We start from the raw sequence: 20829 nt of genomic DNA, 5'->3' as shown, positions 1-20829 counted from the left end.
AAGGAGCGCTTTATGACAAAAACAGTTCAATTTTCTCAGGTAGGTGAACCATCCGTTTTATCAATTATTGATGAAACCGTCCCAGCCCCTTCTGCTGATGAAGTACAGATCCAAGTCCATGCTATTGGTCTTAACCGTGCTGAGGCAATGTTCCGCCGTGGCCAATATCTTGAAACACCTGAACTCCCTGCCCGTATAGGCTATGAATGTTCAGGAACCGTTACCGCCGTCGGTGACAACGTCAAACATATCAAAGTTGGTGATGCCGTCAGTACCATTCCCAACTTTTCAATGAACCAATATGGTGCTTATGCAGAAGTCACCAATATGCCAGTTACCGCTGTCACTCATCACCCGGAGAATTTAAGCTGGCAGCAAGCGACATCAGTGTGGATGCAATATTTAACAGCGTATGGTGCCTTGATTGATATTGCCAAAATGCAAGCCAGTGATTATGTATTAATCCCAGCCGCATCCAGTAGTGTCGGCATTGCTGCCATACAATTATGTAACCTGATTGGTGCCACACCTATTGCGATGACCCGAACAGCTGAAAAGGTAGAACAACTCCATCAGTTAGGGGCTAAGCACGTGATTATCAGTGAACAAGATGATGTGGTAGATGCGGTGATGGCGATCACTGAAGGCCGTGGTGTCAATATCGTTTTCGATCCTGTTGCCGGCCCGATGTTAAACACCTTAGCTGAAGCCTGCGCACCATTAGCAATGATCTTTCAATATGGCGCATTAAGTGCTGACCCCACCCCTTATCCACTGTTCCCCGCATTACAGAAAGGGCTCACAATTCGGGGGTACACGCTATTTGAATTCACCAGCGCTCCAGAACGTTTAAACAAAGCTAAAGAAAAAATCTTTGACTGGTTGAAGCATTCGCAGCTAAGCCCGGTTATCGCTAAAACATTTGAATTTGACGATATTGTCGCGGCCCATAGCTATCTGGAAGCCAATAATCAGTTAGGCAAAATTGTTATTACACTTTGAACTTAGGGATGCACTATGACAGCAATGAATCAACAATCTCAGTCGCTTTTATCACCTATTGAACTGGGTTCCATCAGCTTGAAAAACCGCGTGATAATGGCACCGCTTACGCGTAACCGTGCAGGTGAAGGTTTAGCCCCCACAGATATGAATGTTGAGTATTACCGTCAGCGAGCTTCAGCAGGGCTGATTATCAGTGAAGCCACATTAATCTCGGCTCAAGGTATTGGTTATCCGAATACACCAGGCATATACAGCAAAGCCCAGATTGAAGGCTGGAAAAAAGTCACCAAAGCGGTCCATGCAGAAGGTGGCAAGATTGTTTTGCAAATATGGCACTGTGGTCGAGTCTCACATTCATCTATGTTACCCGGTGGTATGAAACCACAAGCCCCATCAGCCATTAAACCTGCTGGTGAAGTGTATACCTACGAGGGTATGAAACCTTATGAAACACCACAGGAAATGACAAAGGATGAAATCAAGCAGACAATCGATGATTTCAGAACTGCCGCTTATAACGCCTTAACAGCAGGCTTTGATGGTGTCGAAGTGCATTCTGCCAATGGCTATCTGCTTGACCAATTTTTACGTGATGGCAGTAATCAGCGAACGGATGAATATGGTGGCAGTATTGAAAACCGCGCCCGTCTGACCCTAGAAGTCGTTGATGAAGTTTGCAAAATCTGGGGTTCAGACCGTGTTGGTATTCGTTTGTCTCCGTTGCAACCTTTTAATGATATGAAAGACAGTCAGCCCGAAAAAACCTTTGAGTACATTATCAAGGCGCTAAACAAGTTTAACCTGGCGTATTTACATATCACTGAAATGGGCGCTGAAAATCCAGGCGCTGCGGGCCCCGAGTTTGATTTAGGCCTATGTCGTGAGTGGTATCAGGGAACGTATATGACAAACAGTGAATATAATTTTGATACTGCCAATGTAGCGATCCAAAGTGGCGATGCTGACTGTATATCCTTCGGTAAGTTATTCATTGCCAACCCGGATTTAGTTGAACGTTTCTCTACTCGCGCCCCATTGAATACACCTGACAGCGATAGCTTTTATGGTGGTGATGAACATGGTTATATCGATTATCCCTTTCTCACTGAAAAATAACGATATGTAGAAACCAGCACAAACCCCGTTTTATTAGGCAAGCACCATGAGTATCAGTGACGTATCGTGTCCTGATACCACTCAAGCAGCGTATCGATTCTCTGTGATTCAATAATCGATACGCTGCACAGCAGGAAAATACATACTAAAGGAGGATGTATGACACTTAAGACAATAACACAGCTTATGCTAGCCGGTTCGTTAGGACTGATGGGACAGGCTGCATTTGCTGACCGAGCCGATGCGGAAGAAAATCTACACAAGCTCAAGCTGCCAGAAGGCTTTCATATTAATGTTTATGCCGAAGTCGAAGGTGCGCGTCAAATGGCCTTAGGCCAGTCAACAGGCACAGTATTTGTTGGCACACGCGGTAATAATGTCTTTGCGGTAGTCGATAAAAACAAAGATCGTAAAGCCGATAAAGTGGTGAAGATTCTTGATGATTTAAAAGTCGGTAATGGTGTAGCGGTGCATCAAGGCAACCTTTATGTTGCTGAGCAAAACCGTATTGCCATTTACCCCGCTCCGGGTTTCGATCTCAACTTACCATTTAAACAAATGCGTGAGGTTATTTACGATAAGCTACCGGATAAAGCACACCATGGCTGGCGCTATATTGCTTTTGGCCCTGATAACAAGCTTTATGTCACCGTAGGTGCCCCCTGTAATATCTGTAATCCTCAGGGTATTGAAGCCAGCATTATTCGCATGAATGCCGATGGCAGTGATGCTGAAATATATGCCAAAGGTATCAGAAACTCAGTGGGTATGGACTTCCAGCCCGACACTGGCACCCTGTATTTCACTGATAATAACGTCGATATGATGGGTGATGATAATCCACCGGGTGAACTCAATGCCGCACCTAAAGCCGGTATGCACTTTGGTTTCCCTTATTATGCGGGTGGCAAAGCGCAACATCCTGACTGGAAAGACAAACAAGCACCACAAGACGTCACGTTCCCTGTCCAGGAATTCCAGGCACATACCGCAAGTCTGGGTCTCAAATTCTATACAGGTGATATGTTTCCAGCTGACTACAAAGGCGATGCCATTATTGCTCAGCATGGTTCATGGAATAGAACGAGTCCTGTGGGTTACCAGTTAATGCGTGTCACATTTGATGATAATCATCAGGTGACAGGTCATGAAGTCTTTATCGATGGTTGGTTGCAGAATGGTGAGGCCTGGGGACGTCCGACCGATGTATTACAACTTGCCGATGGTTCCTTACTGATTTCTGATGATTATAACGATGTGATTTACCGTGTTAGTTATGGCGATGACAACGCATCTTCAACTGATGCCACGTCTCAATCAAATAGCAAAACAATCACTGATCTGCAGATGCCTGAATCAGCCATTGCAGCACCAGATGGTCGTGTATTTGTCACTGAAATTGGTGAGTTTGGTAAAGCCGGTGACGGTAAAGTCACGGTTATCGATAAGTCCGGACAAAAAACAACGCTGGCTACAGGCTTAAATGATCCCAAAGGCATCGATTTATGGAATAACGAACTGTATATCGCTGATGTCGATCATGTCGTTAAAGTAGATATGAAAGGTGATATCACAGTTATCGCCAAAGCCAAGGATTTTCCCGGAAAACCTGTCTTTCTGAATGATATGGAAATTGATGGTAACGGTACCTTATATGTCTCTGATAGCGGCACTGATGATGGAGAAAATGCCGGCATTTATCAAATTACTCAAGCAGGTAAAGTGAGCGAAATTTTGGATGATAAATCGGCTATTAAACGTCCTAATGGGTTGCTGATGGACGGTAATGACACGCTGTTAGTTGCTGACTTTGGCACAGGTGACTTGTATCGTGCGAATATCAGCTCGGGTAAAACTGAAGCACTGAACAAAGGCTTTGGTGGTGCTGATGGTCTGGTCAGAGACAGCAAAGGCTATCTGTATGTGAGTGATTGGCAAAATGGTAAGGTGTGGCAGTTAGTTGAACCTAAAGCAACACCACAATTACTCAGTGATGACTTTGTCTCTGCTGCTGACATTAGTCTCTCAGCAGATGGTCAGTACCTGATAGTGCCGGATATGAAAGGCAGTAAAATAGTCTATTTACCCATACAGTAATACACTAAAAAATGCCCGGTGTTATTCACCGGGCATTCTAAAATCCGGTGATCACACTTTGTGTCTCTGACGTCTTGAATGTGGGTTGTTTGAAAAAGTTATAACTGTTTTTGTTGTGTGATTTGACTTCATACATCGCAAGATCAGCGTACTTGAGTAATGTCTCAATATTATCAGCATTGAATGGATAGAGCGCGATGCCAATGCTAGCACTGATAGTCACACTCATATCAGACTGACATTCGATTGGTTGCTGTAATATATTTAACAGTTTTTCTGCAATACTGCTCGCTTCTGATAAATCCGTGGTTAATCTGGCAAAAACAACAAATTCATCGCCTCCCCAACGTATCGCAATATCTTCAGCACGAATTGAACCTAATAATCGATTTGCAACCGCTATAAGCACTCTGTCTCCTGCTTCATGGCCAAATTGATCATTAACAGGTTTAAACCCATCCAAATCAATCATAAACAGGCCATATGAAAACCGCTTAGAGTCCGAAGATGAGATAAGTTGTTCAATTTTATTCTCACCTGCACCGCGATTATACAAATTGGTTAAGGCATCGACTTCAGCCTGCCCCTTTAACTTTTCTTCCCGATTGCGACGCTCTGAAATATCTTGCAAGACAATTTCAAAAGACGACGTCTTATCATCGTCTGTCATGACCGAAATAAGGCAGTATAACCACCTCGTTTGTGACCCCTCCTCAACTTTTATATCAACTGCTCGTGACTCACCACTCGATAAAACTTCAGCGGCAGCTGATTCCAAGCGACTTTTTTCTTCATCAAATAGTGCAAAAAAGGAAAGGGAGTCTTGCTTTGAAATCTTCTGAAAACATTCATCACCAATAATCTGTTTGAAAGACGGGTTATGTAGCCTCATTTTGCCATCAATATCGACAATGGCGATACCGTGACTGGACTGTTCGAAAATATCTCTGAATCGGTTTTCTAACGCTTCCACTTCAAGTCGAAGCGTTCTTTCAAGATTAATATTCTCCTCGACCGAATTTAATAACTCATTTATATCGTGGGTTAATAAACCAATTTCATCGTATTGGTGAGACTGAGTTGGAATAATTCGCTCTTCACTGCCAATCCGAATACCATGCAAACGACTGGCAAGCCGTTTTATTTCAGTTATCAACTGTGTATTTAATAAGAAAATAATAAGTGTGATCAAAACAAACGTCTGAACAGAAATTAATATAACGTGATTGATAGCGGCCTTTCTCGCATCCGACTTAATCAAAGCGACATTCGGCACAAGATTTAATTTACCAACCATTTCACCGCTTGAAAAAGGAGATTCCAAATCAAACTTCATTGTTTGAGCGCCATCAGGTACCGTACCACGTAAAGCTAGCGATTCCTGCGTTGACTTTAACTCCACAGCTTTGACTAAATCACTGCCTGCAATCCCCTCAACGACTTCTTTAGCCAGTGTCAGATCATCTAAATAAGCAGCGATTGCAGCTGTATGAGATACGGCATGAGCGAGTTGTCGGATATTTTTCTGACTTTGAGCAAACTCTTTTGAATAGGTATAACTGTAAAACAAATATCCTGTTGATAATGCAGACACAACACCAGCCAGGATCAATATGAATGCTAATCGAGTGGCAATACTTGTGCGAAGCTTAGTCAACATAACCCAGGACTTTTAATGAGTCATTCACCTTATCAGCCTCAATATAGCCGATTGCATTAGAATCTTTTTCTAACCACTTTATCATCTCATCATCACTGACTTCCTTAGGTAAAGCAAATCGACCAGAAAATAAGAGTCGGGCGCGGTAGGAATTGATTTCATTGAGTGTTTTATTAACCAGATTTTGATAAAAATCTCTTCTCGCTGGAGACGCAATCTCCTGATCTAGTAACACTATTCTTTGTCCGGTCGAATAAAATTTTGTCCGCCCCATAAAAATATCAACAATCTGCTGCTTACTCAGCGCGGCTAGTGGATTGTTTTTATTTGCAACCACAGCAATCTCTCCTGAGGCTGCTAAGGATGGCACCAGCGATAAACACAATATTGCTAATACTAATATCGTCTTCATCAGAATATAAAGTCCACGGTCAGACTGAATACGTTAAAAATATGCTGTTTATCTATTTGGTTTTTTTGTTCAAAGATAAAGTCGCCATACTTCTCAACCCAGGTACGATCCCATTGCGCTTTTAATGAAACCGTTTGCGAAACATCCCAACGAGCGCCGATACCAAGCGTACTTTGGTCAGCATAAATGCCATTTGACGCAGCCTGAGCGATTGATTGTAATCGTTGATATGATGTAATGAATGCAGGTGCAGGTGGTATGGTTTCTCGACTACCCAGCGTGGTAAATTTGCTGACAATAAAATAGGGGGTCACAGCACCAAACCGATGCCCCACACTCAAATAAGCAGAAGCGTATTTATCATGCGTACTTGTTTCTGCCTTAACAACGCTCAATTCACTTTGAACAAGCCAGTCGTCTTTATCATAGCTGAGTCCCGCGGTAACATATCTCAGCCAGGTATCATTAATCGAAAAACCCGCGATAGAAGCCGCTTCGGGCCAGCCAAACTTGGATGCTTGTATTAACGCATCGTCAAATGCAGCGGCAGGATCGTCTTTGTCATTAATTCTGGCTTGTGAGTAAAGAAGTCTTAATAACCAGGTCTGATTTTCCCAGCGCAGCCCTGCCCCAAAGTTCGGCTCAAACTTTATCTTTTTTGCCTCACCATTACTGTCATAAGGAAAGTTGCTTCGACCCGCCCATACAGACGAGGTCAACACACCATCCCCTAATCTGAAGTGATGGCTTAATTTTGCGCCATCGTAGGATTCACCCGCTAGCTGGCCATAAAACGCGACGGGCAAATGCGTCCATAAACGAGCAAAACCAACATTTTTATATTCTGATGACATGAAGACATCATTCGGTAAACGACCAAACCCAATTTCAAAACGATTATCAAAATGATAGGTAAAAAAAGCTGATTTAAGGGTGTTGTTAAATGACTGCTCAGGTCTGTCTATGAAAACAAATTGTGTGGTGAAATTTAACTGCTGGTTGAAAATGTAATCAATTTGCAGGCCAAGGTTAGACTCGGTTGCTGAATCAAATCCATGCCCACTGCCCTCTTGTTCGATGGAGTTGCGATAGAGAATATTATCGCTGTCATTGTAGATGAGGCCTAATGTGCCGTAACCATTCACAGACAAGCCCTCAATACCCGTATCTAAGGCCTCACATCGAAATGGTAACGTCAATAACAATCCGATTAATAAAAAACTGTGTTTAACATTTAGCAAGCCAACACCCACGCTCATGACAAAATCCACATGGATTATATAGATATTTTCCTGCATTTTGTTGTTCTTAAATGAATTATCCCCCTTTATTCAGGCGTTTCGCACTTACTCACAGTTTCTGTGGAAAACAATGTGGATAACTTTCTGGTAAATCTGTAAGTGATTCTTTTACGACAAACTTTACATGATGGTTAATTTTTAACCATTGCAAAAAAAGCGTGAAGATTGTTGATATAGCTACATCTATAAAATTCATAAATCTCATCGTCAATCTAAAGTTTTATTCACTTTACTCACAAAAACGGTGGATAAGCATGTGGATAAGTTTCTGGTAAAGCTGTAAGTGACTCTTTTATGACAAGCTTTATGACATGGTTAAATTTTAACCAAGAGCCAGTTTTCGGATGATGAGAGAAAAGACAAAAGCTTTATGAATGATACGAAGATAATTATCTCGAATAATTTATACACATTACCCACAATTTCAGTGGATAAGCATGTGGATAAGTTTCTGGTAAATCTGTAAGTGACTCTTTTCTGACGAGCTTTAAATGGTGGTCAATATTTAACCACTGCTATCGAATAAAAGCTTGACAAACCCTGTAAAGCAGACAAAAAAAGACAAGATCAAACTGTCAACAAGGCCTTTTCACGACCCAATAAAATTTGTTTACGTTCTACACCCCATCGATAGCCTGACAGCGTGCCGTTTTTATTAACAATCCGATGACAAGGTACCAGCAAAGCCAATGAATTTGCGGCACAAGCATTGGCGACAGCTCTCACAGCCGAGGGTTTTCCCAGCATGTTTGCCAGCTCGGTATAGGTTCTGGTTTGCCCAACAGGAACTTGCTGTAAGGTCATCCATACTGATTTTTGAAACGTCGTTCCTTCCATTTCAATCGGTAAATCTAACTCACCTTTTGGTGACTCGATATAGTTTAATATCCGGATTAAATAGCTGGTTAGTAAAGTATCATTTTGCTGTTGTTTTGCATGTGGATATTTTTCTTGGAGATGCTCAACCAAAAGGTCGGGGTCATCAGCCAATGCAACAAAGCATATAGCTCTGTTATTTCTAGCCACCAGTAGACAACCTAGGCTGGAAATCCCTAATTCATAAAACACCATGAACTTGTCCTCCCTACTGAATGCATTTTTCATATACCATATAAACGATTGAACTTAATCGTATTCAAAACTGCCAAAAGTTAATTGAATACTGAGGAGTAAACCATTGAGAACCTTTCGCCTCTTGTCGTTATTATTTTTATGCCCTGCTGTATTTGCTGGCAACATCAGCTCTCAATATAGCGGAGACAGTTTACAAAAATTATATGCTGAGCTTCATTATTTACGTGAAGTAGGTATCGAAATTCATCAAAAATATGATCTCAAAAAAAATCCGGATCAACTCCGTTTTTGTAAAGGTGAGTATGGCTATATTTCTACACGGGCCAAGTCCACAATAGGCATTGCCAACCGCTTACCCAGTCCGCATAAAGAAGAATATATTGCTGCTGGCTGGAAAGCATATGAATGTAGTCAGTGTACTGGTAACATTGAAGCTTGTGACGCCGTCCCACCTGCACTGGAAACCATAAAAGCAGAATTTAAAGAAAAACAAAACGCGACTGAATAAACTAGTGAAAACATTAACGACACATTTGCTACTGCTTTGCATGACACTGATGATGACATTGTCATCATGGTCAGCGCACGCAGACAAAGCAGAAATGCGTTCAGATATGTCTCACTCTTCGTCGCATCATGTTCAATCTTCTGATACTCAGAAACACTGTGCAGAAACGTCATCAAAAGAGTGTCCGCATTGTATGAATATGGATCATTGTCAATCCAGTCATCACAGCTGTTTCAACACTGTCACACTGCCAACGAAGTCTTATCTTTCCATTAATCAGCCTCTTTTTATTCTGCTGACCATGAGTCAGATTGAAGCAAAACCAACAGAGCAACACAGCTCCCTGTTCAGGCCCCCCATAAGCTTATAACACCTATCTCCTCATTTCCGTGAGGCCACAGCACATCTGTGCTTATATCATTATTAATGATTGGTGAAGCTTATGAAGCAATGGAATACAACCATTACCGCGTGGTTAATTTTTTTACCACTGATTTTCCTCATACCATCCGCTTATGCGGCTGAAGATACCAAAGAGCGCGTTGAGCAGGTACACGCTGTTTTAACGCTGGATACAGCCATAGCCTTGGCTGAGCAGTCCAACCCAGGTCTTGCCCAGCGTCAGGCTCAGGCTGAAGCAATGTCTGCGCTGCCCTCACAGCTTGGCAGCCTGCCGGATCCCATGATCAGTATGGGCCTGGTTAACCTGCCTACGGATAGCCTGAACACATCACAAGAAGCTATGACTCAGTGGCAATTAGGCATTAGTCAGGAGATTCCATTTCCAGGCAAGTTAGCACTGAAACAACAAGCGGCCACTGAACGTGCCAGTGCCAGCGCGTTTATGACGACAGAGTATAAACAGCAGCTAATTAAATCTATAACAAGCTACTGGTGGCAATTGTTTTATCTGGAAAAGACGTTGACGATAATTTCCAGCAATAAAACGTTGCTTAAACAATTTATCGATATTGCTGAAACAAAATATCGTGTCGGACATGGTCTGCAGCAGGATGTGCTGCTGGCTCAACTGGAATTATCCAAACTCCTAAACCGTGAGATTGAGTTAAACAGTCAACGTGAACAGTTGGTTATCACACTCAACACCTTACTTAGCAGACCTACGCATACGCCCATTCAGCTTCCGGCCTCTCAGTATATTGATACCACTCTCCCTGATATTAAATCTGCTGCAGAAATTCTCCATCTCGCGAAACAAAACAGGCCGTTTCTACAACAGCAAAAACACCTGATTGCTGCAGCAGCAGAAGATAAAGCCTTAGCTGAAAAAAACATGCTACCTGATTTCAACGTTTCGGCAGCTTATGGTCTCAGACAAGGCAATAACCTGGATGGCTCTGATCGTAGTGACATGCTGTCATTGCAAGTCGGAATTAACGTGCCGTTATTTGCCGACAAAAAACAAAAAATGGCCATTTCACAAAAAAACAGTGAATTAAAACAACAACAGTTCGCCTATCAGGATAGCTGGAATCAGGTTCAAGCAGAGATTGCTAATTACATGACGCAATATGAGCAGGCACGTCAGCAATATAGTTTATTAAATACAGGCATCCTACCTCAGGCCCGACAAACCATAGCGTCAATGCTATCGGGTTATCAGGTGAATAAAGTCGACTTTCTTAACCTGATAAGAGCACAAATCACACTTTATGACTACGAAACACAATTATGGCTTAGCGTAAAAACTGCAAAAACGGCATTAGCTAATCTCGAGGCCAGTGTAGGTAAGGACACTTTTTATGAATAAAACAACGTCTATATTTATCAGTTTAATCAGCGGATTATTGATTGGCACTGGCGGTTTAATGGCATATCAGCACTTGACCAGCCCACCAGCCGTGACAGCAGAAACCACACAAAAACCGGCCAAACCATTGTATTACCGTAATCCAATGAACCCGGAAGTCACGTCGCCAGTTCCTGCTAAAGACCACATGGGAATGGACTATATACCGGTTTATGAAGACGAGACCTCTGCACCAGAAAAAGCTGGTACGGTTAAAATTGATCCGGTCACCGAACAGAATATCGGTGTTCGTACCGCAACTGCCAAACTTTCCAGCTTATCGCACCTTATTCGTACAGTCGGTAAGGTGACCTATGATGAAGAGCGCATATCTAAACTTCATCCCAAAACTGAGGGATGGGTTGAAAAGCTTTTTGTTGATAAGACCGGTACTCAGGTCAATAAAAACACGATGTTATTGAGTGTCTATTCGCCACAACTGGTCACCAGCTCACAGGAATATCTGCTGGCGATCAGCAGTGCAAAAACGCTGGAAAACAGTCCTTTCGATGATATCCGTCGCAGTGCAGAGCAAATGGTCGTTTCAGCACGGGAACGCCTGGCATTGCTGGATGTGCCAGAGCATCAAATTCACGATATGGTGAAAACAGGCAATATACCTAAAGCGCTGCATATTCATTCTCCGTTTAATGGCACAGTGATTAATATCGGCGCCCGTGAAGGCCAGTATGTCACACCACAAACTGAGTTATATATGCTGGCCGATCTCAGTAAAGTCTGGGTTATAGCACAGGTGTATGAGTCTGATCTGCCCTGGGTCAGTGAAAATGATGCCGTCGATATGCAATTAACCGCCATTCCCGGAAAAACCTTTAAAGGCACACTTTCTTATATATATCCCTATGCTGAAGCTGCAACCAGAACCATTAAAGTGCGTATGGCATTTGATAATCCGGATTTGCTATTAAAACCGGACATGTTTGCCAATGTCACCATTCATACCAAAAATCAGCCTGAAGCCATTACGGTACCGACTGAAGCCATTATTCGCTCAGGTGATAAAGAGCAGGTATTTATTATGAGAGCAGCGGGCCAGTTTGAACCGCGTAAGGTCACTACCGGATTAAGTGCCGATGGCAGGACGCAAATCCTGAACGGAGTGAAAGTGGGTGACGAGGTGGTAACGTCTAGTCAGTTCTTGATTGATTCTGAGTCTAAACTTAATGAAACGACTGAGAAAATGCGGGCAATTGACGCCCCCGCTTCTGAAGAAATGCAAGATCATCAACAAAACATGCTCGGACAGGACATGCTAGCACCCGCATCATCTTCGTCAATGACCATGCCAGAGATGGAGCATCATCACCATGATTAAGTCCATCATCGATCTGGCATTACGTGAAAAGCTACTGGTTTTACTGGCAGCAAGCTTTCTGGTCGCCGCCGGTATCTGGAGTCTGAAAAATGTTTCTCTGGATGCCATTCCGGACCTGTCTGATGTTCAGGTGATTGTCTTTACACAATATCCGGGACAAGCACCACAAGTCGTTGAGGATCAAGTGACATATCCTTTAACGACAGCCATGTTAGCCGTGCCTAAAGCAAAGTCTGTACGCGGCTATTCCTTTTTTGGTCTGTCGTTTGTTTACATTATTTTTGAAGACAATACTGATATGTATTGGGCTAGGTCACGGGTACTGGAATATCTGAATTATGTCAGTAACCGCCTGCCAGAAGGTGTATCGCCAAGTCTTGGACCCGATGCAACCGGAGTTGGCTGGGTGTATGAATATGCGTTAGTCGATACAAGTGGTCGTCATGACTTAGCACAACTGCGTTCCATACAGGACTGGTATTTACGTTATCCACTGCAAACCGTAGATGGCGTGGCAGAAGTGGCTTCGATCGGCGGTTATGTCAAACAATATCAAATCGAAGTGGATCCCAATGCCCTGCTGAATTACCACATTCCATTATCCAAAGTGAAAACAGCCATCCAGCGTTCGAATAGTGATGTTGGCGGTAAATTAATTGAAATGGCAGAAACCGAATATATGGTGCGTGGATTGGGTTACATCCAGTCACTTGATGATATTCGTTCCATTGCCGTCAGTGTGACTGAAGATGGCACCCCAATTCGTCTGGCCGATATTGCTAATATTCACTACGGGCCTGACTTACGTCGTGGACTTGCCGAGCTGAATGGTGAAGGTGAAGTCGCCGGCGGTATTGTGGTCATGCGTTATGGCGAAAATGCACTCAGCACCATTAATAATGTGAAGAAGAAGCTTAAGGAACTGGAAAAAAGTCTGCCAGAAGGTGTTGAAATACAGGCGGTTTATGACCGCAGTGATTTGATTCATCGTGGTGTGAATAATCTGAAACATAAGCTGCTGGAAGAATCGCTGATTGTCAGCTTGATTTGTATTGTTTTTCTGTTCCATGCCCGCTCTGCACTGGTCGCGATTGTTACCTTACCTATTGGCATATTGATGGCATTTATTGTGATGCACTGGCAAGGCATTAATGCCAATATCATGTCACTTGGCGGCATTGCGATTGCGATAGGTGCGATGATTGATGGTGCCATCGTGATGATTGAAAATGCACACAAACATCTGGAAAAAGCCGCAACTGACTTAGGCAGAAAACTCTCTTCTTCTGAACGCTGGCAAGCAATAGCGGATGCTTCTAAAGAAGTAGGACCGGCTTTATTTTTCTCGCTTCTGATTATCACGGTGTCCTTTCTGCCGGTATTCACGCTTCAGGCTCAGGAAGGTCGTTTATTCAGCCCATTGGCTTTCACCAAAACCTATGCGATGGCAGCAGCAGCTATATTGGCCATTAGTTTAGTACCCGTTCTAATGGGCTTACTCATTCGCGGTAATATTCTTGCCGAAGAAAAAAACCCTTTAAATCGCTTATTACATGGACTTCATCGGCCGGTGCTGAAGTTTTGCATTCGTTACCGCTTTTCCGTACTGCTCATCACAGCACTGCTGTTAGCTGTCAGCATCATTCCGATACAACGAACAGGTAGCGAGTTTATGCCACCACTCGATGAAGGTGATATTTTGTATATGCCGACGACCTACCCCGGCCTGTCCATCTCTAAAGCGCGGGAGTTAGTTCAGCAAACGGATAAGATTCTCACTACCTTTCCAGAAGTGGCGTCGGTATTTGGCAAAGCAGGTCGCGCTGAAACCGCCACGGATCCTGCCCCGTTATCCATGTTCGAAACGACCATTCGTTTAAAACCCCGTGAACAATGGCCTGATCCGGCCAAAACCACGCGTGAGCTGATGAATGAGCTGGATGACGCCATCCAGTTTCCAGGCCTGACCAACAGCTGGACAATGCCCATTAAAACACGGCTGGATATGTTATCTACCGGCATTAAAACCCCCGTCGGTATTAAAATCAGTGGCCCCAGTTTAACCGAGCTCAATATACTGACGGCCCAAGTTGAACAGTTGGTTAAGACCTTACCGGAAACCTTATCGGCGTTTGGAGATAAGGCCACGGGGGGATATTTTGTTGATATCAACATCAACAGAGATGAAATTGCGCGTTATGGATTGCATATCGCCGATGTACAAGATGTTATCCAGACAGCCATTGGCGGCATGAATGTCACCTATACGGTTGAAGGCCTGGAGCGATATCCCGTCAATTTGCGTTATCCACGGGATATGCGTGATAACTTAAATGAGCTTAAACGCACCCTGATATCCGCGCCAACGGGGGCTCAGATACCCTTATCGCAGCTGGCAGATTTGAGTCTCAAACGCGGTGCCCCAGTCATCAAGACAGAAAACTCACGGCCCAATGCCTGGGTCTATATTGATATAAAATCCGATGATATCGGCGGCTATGTAGAGAAAGCACGTCAATTGATTGATGAAAAGGTATCGCTGCCACCGGGTTATACCCTCAGTTGGTCAGGGCAGTTTGAGTATATGCAACGGGCAGCAGAGCGACTTAAATTAGTGATTCCTCTGACACTGTTACTTATCTTTTTATTGTTATACCTCAACTTCCGTAATATTCGGTCACCGCTTATCGTGATGCTGTCGATTCCGTTTGCCAGCATTGGCGGTTTATGGTTGCTCTATTGGCTTGGATTTAACTTCTCTGTTGCCGTTGCTGTCGGTTTTATTGCACTAGCTGGCGTTGCTGCTGAGATTGGTGTGTTAGTTCTAACCTTTATCGATCAGAAGATAGATGAAGTCAGGAAACAGAACCCACAACAACAACTCACCAAAGAGGCTATCTGGCAAGCTGTGTTTTCAGGCAGTGCAGAAAGAGTCCGTCCAGTTGCCATGACCGCTATCGCCATTACCGCTGGCCTGCTGCCCATTTTATGGAGTCATGGTACCGGCAGTGATGTGATGCAGCGCATTGCTGCGCCTATGGTAGGCGGAATGATTTCCGTTACCGTATTAGCGCTGTTTGTTTTACCGTTAATTTATGGTCTGGTTTTACAGTTTATTGAGCATCGAAAATAGATGTGTAATGCAAACATAAATCAGACATTAAACGCCGCCAGTATTGCACAAGGTTTGCTTTCGCCGCCTGCGGCACAGTTACCCGCCAGGCGTTTAAGACTGTCACGGGCTTGCTGCATTTCGGCTATTTTGGCATCCAACTCATGTAATCGTCGCATGGCGAGCTGGAAGGCACGATGATGGTCTTGTGTCGAGTCGAGCCCGATCAGCTCTTTAATTTCACGCAAAGTAAACCCGGCTTCCTGGGCTTTGCGAATGAATTTAAGGCGGCGAAGATCCTGCATGCCATATCGTCGAATACCTCCATTAGCTACAGGTATATCAAGCAGACCTTTACGTTGATAATAACGGACGGTTTCCACCGTCACATCGACTTGTTTAGCGAATTGTCCAATGGTCCAACTGTCTTTTTTCATAAGGCTCTTGACTCTGTACTATGGTACGTACTCTATAGTCTAAACAACTCAATCATCATAATCACTACAGTGATAAACCATTGGGTGAATAACAGCGTTATCATATTGATAAAGCAAACTATTTCAGGAGAAGACAATGACGACTGATCCCGTATGCGGTATGCAGGTTGATGAAAAAACAGCGAAATACCAAACCAGCCATAAGCATAAAAATTACGTCTTTTGTTCTCAACACTGCTTAAATAATTTTAAGGCTGACCCACAGTTTTATCTTAATAAACCTGAAACAGATTCAGCTAAAAGCTGTTGCAGTGGCAAACATGATCATCAGCCTAATCCTGATAATCACCCGCATGCTCAATCCGGCGCTAAAGGCGACTATATTTGCCCTATGTGTGAAGGTGTACGTAATGATGGTCCCGGCAGCTGCCCGAAATGTGGCATGGCTTTAGAACCTGAAAATCCCGTTTCTTCTAGTCAAAAAACCCAATACACCTGCCCTATGCATCCAGAAATCCAACAAGATGAGCCGGGGGATTGTCCAATCTGTGGTATGGCACTGGAAGCAACAACAGTTGAAGTCGAACCGGATAACAGCGAATACAAAGACATGCTGAAACGCTTCATCGTTGGTGGTTTATTAGCGTTACCTGTGTTTTTTATTGCCATGTTACTAGAGATGGCACCATCACTGTTTCCAGTAGATACCAGTATCCAACAATGGCATTGGGCAGAATTCATACTCGCCACACCTGTTGTATTCTGGGCTGGCTGGCCATTTCTGGTGCGTGCTGTGCAATCAGTAAAAACTGGCCACTTAAATATGTTCACCCTGATCGGACTTGGCGTGAGTGTCGCCTGGACATACAGCATCATTGCATTGCTCTTTCCTGGCGTATTTCCAGTCAGCATGCAACACGACGGTGTGGTAGCCGTTTACTTTGAAGCTGCCGCCGTCATTACGGTGTTAGTACTGTTGGGTCAAGTATTAGAATTGAGGGCTCGCAGCCAAACCAATACTGCCATCAAACTATTAATGGATTTGGCGCCAAAAACAGCACGAAAAGTCACCGACTGTGGCCATGAAAAAGATATCCCACTGGATCAAGTCAAAGTGGGTGACAAATTACGGATTCGTCCTGGTGAGAAAATTCCTGTTGATGGCTTGGTCATCGAAGGCGAAAGTCACATTGATGAATCCATGGTCACAGGCGAAGCCATGCCGGTGAATAAAAAAGTCGATGACAAACTGGTCGGTGGCACAGTCAACGGCACTGGTAGTTTGTTAATGCAGGCTGAAAAAGTGGGTAGTGACACCCTGCTCTCACAAATCGTGAAAATGGTCGCTGAAGCACAGCGTTCCCGGGCACCAATACAAAAACTGGTAGATAAAGTCGCAGGCTATTTTGTACCGACTGTGATTGCAGTGGCCGTTATTACGTTTATTGTCTGGTTTGTAGTCGGTCCCGATCCAAAACTGGCACATGCTTTAATCAATGCTGTGGCAGTATTAATCATTGCCTGCCCTTGTGCTCTGGGTTTGGCGACGCCGATGTCAATTATGGTGGGCACCGGCCGTGGTGCAGCTCATGGTGTGTTGATTAAAAATGCAGAAGCCTTAGAGAGTATGGAAAAAATCGACACGCTAGTTGTCGATAAAACCGGCACCTTAACTCAAGGTAAACCTGAGCTTTCTGTTATCGAAGCCGTTGTTGGCTTTGAAAAAAATGCTTTATTGCAGTGGGCTGCCAGCCTGGAGCAACATAGCGAACATCCGCTGGCAACCGCATTAATTGCGGCAGCAAAAAAACAAAATCTATCACTTGCTGAAGCCAAACAGTTTCAGTCACATACCGGTCAGGGAATCAGCGGCAGCGTTGATGGTAAATCTATTTTGTTTGGCAATAAAGCCTTGATGCAAGCCAATAAGGTTGATGTCAGTGGGCTTGAATCACGAGCAGAAGCATTACGTCAGCAAGGTGACAGCGTGATGTTACTGGCTGTAGACGGTCAAGCAGCTGGACTAGTTGCCGTCGCAGATCCGATTAAAGACACCACCAAAGCCGCTATTGATGCCTTGCATAAAGAAGGTATCCGTATTGTGATGCTGACCGGTGACAATCATGTCACAGCCAATGCTGTGGCAAAACAGCTGAACATTGATGAAGTGCATGCTGATGTGCAACCGGAACAGAAAAATCAGCATATTAAAGATTTGCAAAGTCAGGGACGTATTGTCGCAATGGCTGGTGATGGTATCAACGATGCGCCAGCACTGGCTCAGGCAAACATTGGTATAGCGATGGGCACAGGCACCGATGTCGCTGTTGAAAGCGCTGGCATGACTCTAGTGAAAGGTGATTTAAGAGGTATTTATCAGGCGCTCAAACTGAGTCGGGCCACCATGAAAAATATCCGACAAAACCTGTTCTTTGCCTTTATTTATAACTCGCTGGGTGTGCCCGTGGCCGCCGGGATTTTATATCCATTTTTTGGATTATTGCTTTCGCCGATGGTGGCAGCCGCCGCGATGAGTCTCAGCTCAGTATCCGTTATTGGCAATGCTTTACGCTTACGCCGGTTAAAGTTATAAGCTTTTCAGAAGCTTAAACTTGTTCTTCTTTAAAGCAGAGTCATGGTCTTGTGGCTCTGCTTTTTATATCTCATGTGACCAATTACCTCTCATCATGCGTACTCATGTTAATCTCTGCCATGTAGACAAGCTTAACCACAATAAAATGATATAACTCAGCGCTTATGGAGAGAATTATGCGATTAGAATCACTCGCCTTACATCACGGTTATGAATCTGAACCGACGACTAAATCAGCTGCCGTTCCTATCTACCAAACGACCTCATATACGTTTGACGATACTCAGCACGGCGCTGATTTATTTGACCTGAAAGTTCCGGGCAATATTTACACACGAATTATGAACCCAACCAATGACGTGCTGGAAAAACGTCTTGCCGAGATGGAAGGCGGTATTGCTGGTCTGGCCGTGGCATCCGGCATGTCAGCGATTACCTATGCTATCCAGGCGATTGCGGAAGCAGGTGACAATATTGTCAGCAGCACTCAACTCTATGGTGGTAGCTTCAACCTGTTTGCACATACCTTCCCGCGACAAGGGATTACGGTGCGTATGGCCTCTTTTGACGATTACGACAAAATCGAAAGCCTGATTGACGAGAAAACCAAAGCCTTATTCTGTGAATCAATTGGTAACCCTGCCGGTAATATCGTTGATATACAGCGTTGGTCGGCGGTCATGGCACAACAGTTGGCGGCATGATTGTCGACTCAGGTCGTTTTGACTGGGTGGCGAATAAAGATCGTTTCCCGATGCTTAACGAACCTGATCCTTCTTACCATGGCGTGGTCTATACAGAAGCATTAGGGCCTGCCGCCTATATTGGTCGTTGTCGTGTCATTCCGCTGCGTAATACGGGTTCAGCCTTGTCTCCTCACAGTGCCTTTTTATTAATGCAGGGTCTTGAAACCTTGGGTTTAAGAATGGAACGTCACTGTGAGAATGCACTGAAAGTCGCTAATTATTTGCAACAACACCCTAAAGTGGAATGGGTCAATTACGCGGCTTTAGAAAACAGCCCCTATCATGCGGTCTGCCAGAAAATTACCAAAGGTCAGGCTTCCGGTATTCTCAGCTTTGGCATCACCGGAGGCAAAGAAGCAGGTGCCCGCTTTATTGATGCTTTGCAGATGATTTTACGTCTGGTCAATATTGGTGATGCAAAATCACTGGCCTGCCACCCTGCTACCACCACTCATCGTCAGTTAAACCCGGAAGAGCTGGCCACCGCAGGCGTATCAGAAGACTTAGTGCGGATTTCGGTCGGGATTGAACATATTGACGACATTATTGCTGATATCGCTCAGGCACTGGAAAAAGCATAAAACAGCTTTATTTATCTCAACCTGATCTCACGGTCAGGTTGAGCATATTATTTTTTATTGCCACTCGCCACGCTTATAATGGCATCTCATTAAGTTGAGAGCGCTCTCCGTGCCATAGCCAACGCCTATCAAAAAAATGACTAAACGCTCACCTGACAAAGGTTTACATCCTAGAAACCTTCATAATCACGGTTATGACTTTCTTGGGTTGATAGCCAGTCATCGCCCCATAGACGCTTTTGTATTCACCAATGATTTTGGTCATTTATCTATCGACTACAGTGATGCTGAGGCCGTCAAACAGCTTAATGCCGCTCTGCTGGCACATCATTATCAAATCAAGGACTGGTCTATCCCCGATGGTGCCTTGTGCCCGCCGATTCCTGGACGCGTCGACTATATCCACTACATAGCTGATTTATTAGGTGTTTCAGAGCGTACTAGCGATATCAGAATGCTCGATATAGGTATTGGCGCCAATGGCATTTATTCTCTGTTAGCCAGTCGGTGTTATGGCTGGCAATGTGTGGGCAGTGATATCAATGAAACGTCACTCAACAATGTCGCCGCTATACTCGATAAAAACACAACATTACAAACACAGGTGACACTGCGTCACCAGCCAAATCCACATCACATATTTGAAGGCATCATTAAGCAAGGTGAGCGATTTGATGTGAGCGTGTGTAATCCGCCTTTTCATGCTTCTGCTGAAGAAGCATTAAAAACGCATCAACAAAAACTACATAATTTAAAGCTAAAAACCAATAAGCCTACATTGAATTTTGGCGGTTCAGCCGCCGAATTATGGTGCAATGGCGGTGAAAAACTGTTTATCAAAAAGATGATTCGTGAGAGTCAGGCATTTGCCGAGCAATGTCGCTGGTTTACCAGTCTGGTCTCAAAAATTGAGAACGTAAAACCGGCAATTAAGTTAATTCAAAAACTGGACGCCACTGAGGTAAAACAAATTGATATGTATCAAGGTAACAAAATCACACGTATCCTCGCCTGGACATTTAATTAAAACGGTCAGCAGTC

General features: G+C 44.0%; 14 protein-coding genes and 1 pseudogene. 10 read left to right on the top strand and 5 right to left on the bottom strand.

Going from position 1 to position 20829, the window contains the following annotated elements; all coding sequences use genetic code 11:
* Nucleotides 1-12: 12 nt before the first annotated feature.
* From QQL60_RS04115 to QQL60_RS04105, 3 genes are all read left to right on the top strand, one after another.
* On the top strand, nt 13-1002 hold the full coding sequence (locus tag QQL60_RS04115; protein ID WP_007145346.1) for a zinc-dependent alcohol dehydrogenase family protein: 990 nt from the start codon (nt 13-15) through the stop codon (nt 1000-1002).
* A 15-nt stretch (nt 1003-1017) separates the two neighbouring features.
* A complete protein-coding gene (locus QQL60_RS04110) occupies nt 1018-2121 on the top strand; it encodes an alkene reductase (protein WP_273181626.1) in 1104 nt (367 codons plus the stop codon).
* Between the two features lie 159 nt (nt 2122-2280).
* On the top strand, nt 2281-4218 hold the full coding sequence (locus QQL60_RS04105; protein ID WP_273181627.1) for a PQQ-dependent sugar dehydrogenase: 1938 nt from the start codon (nt 2281-2283) through the stop codon (nt 4216-4218).
* A gap of 37 nt (nt 4219-4255) precedes the next feature.
* On the opposite strand, the gene QQL60_RS04100 is transcribed toward QQL60_RS04105, so the two are convergent.
* The 4 genes from QQL60_RS04100 to QQL60_RS04085 form a co-directional block, all read right to left on the bottom strand.
* Nucleotides 4256-5878, bottom strand: coding sequence for a diguanylate cyclase (locus QQL60_RS04100; protein WP_284722502.1), 1623 nt, complete (start codon nt 5876-5878; stop codon nt 4256-4258).
* A complete protein-coding gene (locus QQL60_RS04095) occupies nt 5868-6290 on the bottom strand; it encodes a type 2 periplasmic-binding domain-containing protein (protein WP_007145350.1) in 423 nt (140 codons plus the stop codon). The genes QQL60_RS04100 and QQL60_RS04095 overlap by 11 nt, the downstream gene beginning before the upstream one ends.
* Nucleotides 6290-7549, bottom strand: coding sequence for a hypothetical protein (locus QQL60_RS04090; RefSeq protein ID WP_284722501.1), 1260 nt, complete (start codon nt 7547-7549; stop codon nt 6290-6292). The genes QQL60_RS04095 and QQL60_RS04090 overlap by 1 nt, the downstream gene beginning before the upstream one ends.
* A 609-nt stretch (nt 7550-8158) precedes the next feature.
* Nucleotides 8159-8662 (bottom strand): methylated-DNA--[protein]-cysteine S-methyltransferase, encoded by a 504-nt coding sequence (locus QQL60_RS04085; RefSeq protein ID WP_007145353.1) that lies wholly within the window; start codon nt 8660-8662, stop codon nt 8159-8161.
* Nucleotides 8663-8768: 106 nt separating this feature from the next.
* Between QQL60_RS04085 and QQL60_RS04080 the strand changes: the two genes are divergently transcribed.
* The 4 genes from QQL60_RS04080 to QQL60_RS04065 all read left to right on the top strand — a co-directional run bounded on the left by QQL60_RS04080 (nt 8769) and on the right by QQL60_RS04065 (nt 15452).
* Nucleotides 8769-9173, top strand: coding sequence for a hypothetical protein (locus QQL60_RS04080; protein ID WP_007145354.1), 405 nt, complete (start codon nt 8769-8771; stop codon nt 9171-9173).
* 442 nt (nt 9174-9615) lie between these two features.
* Nucleotides 9616-10944, top strand: a complete 1329-nt coding sequence (locus tag QQL60_RS04075; protein ID WP_284722500.1) for a TolC family protein — start codon at nt 9616-9618, stop codon at nt 10942-10944.
* Complete coding sequence (locus QQL60_RS04070; RefSeq protein ID WP_284722499.1) at nt 10937-12319, top strand: efflux RND transporter periplasmic adaptor subunit; 1383 nt, start codon at nt 10937-10939, stop codon at nt 12317-12319. The genes QQL60_RS04075 and QQL60_RS04070 overlap by 8 nt, the downstream gene beginning before the upstream one ends.
* Nucleotides 12312-15452: an efflux RND transporter permease subunit gene (locus tag QQL60_RS04065; RefSeq protein ID WP_284722498.1), complete on the top strand. Its 3141-nt coding sequence runs from the start codon at nt 12312-12314 to the stop codon at nt 15450-15452. The genes QQL60_RS04070 and QQL60_RS04065 overlap by 8 nt, the downstream gene beginning before the upstream one ends.
* A 20-nt stretch (nt 15453-15472) precedes the next feature.
* On the opposite strand, the gene QQL60_RS04060 is transcribed toward QQL60_RS04065, so the two are convergent.
* Nucleotides 15473-15868 carry a MerR family transcriptional regulator gene (locus QQL60_RS04060; protein WP_007145360.1) on the bottom strand — a complete coding sequence of 132 codons (396 nt, stop codon included), beginning with the start codon at nt 15866-15868 and terminating at the stop codon, nt 15473-15475.
* Between the two features lie 136 nt (nt 15869-16004).
* Here QQL60_RS04060 and QQL60_RS04055 point away from each other — a divergent pair, with 136 nt between their 5' ends.
* From QQL60_RS04055 to rlmF, 3 genes and pseudogenes are all read left to right on the top strand, one after another.
* Nucleotides 16005-18461, top strand: coding sequence for a heavy metal translocating P-type ATPase (locus tag QQL60_RS04055; protein WP_284722497.1), 2457 nt, complete (start codon nt 16005-16007; stop codon nt 18459-18461).
* Nucleotides 18462-18637: 176 nt separating this feature from the next.
* Nucleotides 18638-19788: pseudogene (locus QQL60_RS04050) on the top strand (O-acetylhomoserine aminocarboxypropyltransferase/cysteine synthase family protein).
* Nucleotides 19789-19924: 136 nt separating this feature from the next.
* Complete coding sequence (gene rlmF / locus QQL60_RS04045; protein ID WP_284722496.1) at nt 19925-20815, top strand: 23S rRNA (adenine(1618)-N(6))-methyltransferase RlmF; 891 nt, start codon at nt 19925-19927, stop codon at nt 20813-20815.
* Nucleotides 20816-20829: the final 14 nt, after the last annotated feature.

The organism is Methylophaga thalassica (assembly GCF_030159795.1).
Taxonomy (GTDB): domain Bacteria; phylum Pseudomonadota; class Gammaproteobacteria; order Nitrosococcales; family Methylophagaceae; genus Methylophaga; species Methylophaga thalassica.
This window is presented reverse-complemented; position numbering and strand designations above follow the sequence as displayed.

What these genes read in the sequence shown, in the direction of transcription:
- QQL60_RS04115 (WP_007145346.1), top strand. Translation starts at nt 13, where the DNA reads ATGACAAAAACAGTTCAATTTTCTCAGGTAGGTGAACCATCCGTTTTA.
- QQL60_RS04110 (WP_273181626.1), top strand. Translation starts at nt 1,018, where the DNA reads ATGACAGCAATGAATCAACAATCTCAGTCGCTTTTATCACCTATTGAA.
- QQL60_RS04105 (WP_273181627.1), top strand. Translation starts at nt 2,281, where the DNA reads ATGACACTTAAGACAATAACACAGCTTATGCTAGCCGGTTCGTTAGGA.
- QQL60_RS04100 (WP_284722502.1), bottom strand. Translation starts at nt 5,878, where the DNA reads ATGTTGACTAAGCTTCGCACAAGTATTGCCACTCGATTAGCATTCATA.
- QQL60_RS04095 (WP_007145350.1), bottom strand. Translation starts at nt 6,290, where the DNA reads ATGAAGACGATATTAGTATTAGCAATATTGTGTTTATCGCTGGTGCCA.
- QQL60_RS04090 (WP_284722501.1), bottom strand. Translation starts at nt 7,549, where the DNA reads ATGAGCGTGGGTGTTGGCTTGCTAAATGTTAAACACAGTTTTTTATTA.
- QQL60_RS04085 (WP_007145353.1), bottom strand. Translation starts at nt 8,662, where the DNA reads ATGGTGTTTTATGAATTAGGGATTTCCAGCCTAGGTTGTCTACTGGTG.
- QQL60_RS04075 (WP_284722500.1), top strand. Translation starts at nt 9,616, where the DNA reads ATGAAGCAATGGAATACAACCATTACCGCGTGGTTAATTTTTTTACCA.
- QQL60_RS04070 (WP_284722499.1), top strand. Translation starts at nt 10,937, where the DNA reads ATGAATAAAACAACGTCTATATTTATCAGTTTAATCAGCGGATTATTG.
- QQL60_RS04065 (WP_284722498.1), top strand. Translation starts at nt 12,312, where the DNA reads ATGATTAAGTCCATCATCGATCTGGCATTACGTGAAAAGCTACTGGTT.
- QQL60_RS04060 (WP_007145360.1), bottom strand. Translation starts at nt 15,868, where the DNA reads ATGAAAAAAGACAGTTGGACCATTGGACAATTCGCTAAACAAGTCGAT.
- QQL60_RS04055 (WP_284722497.1), top strand. Translation starts at nt 16,005, where the DNA reads ATGACGACTGATCCCGTATGCGGTATGCAGGTTGATGAAAAAACAGCG.
- rlmF (WP_284722496.1), top strand. Translation starts at nt 19,925, where the DNA reads ATGACTAAACGCTCACCTGACAAAGGTTTACATCCTAGAAACCTTCAT.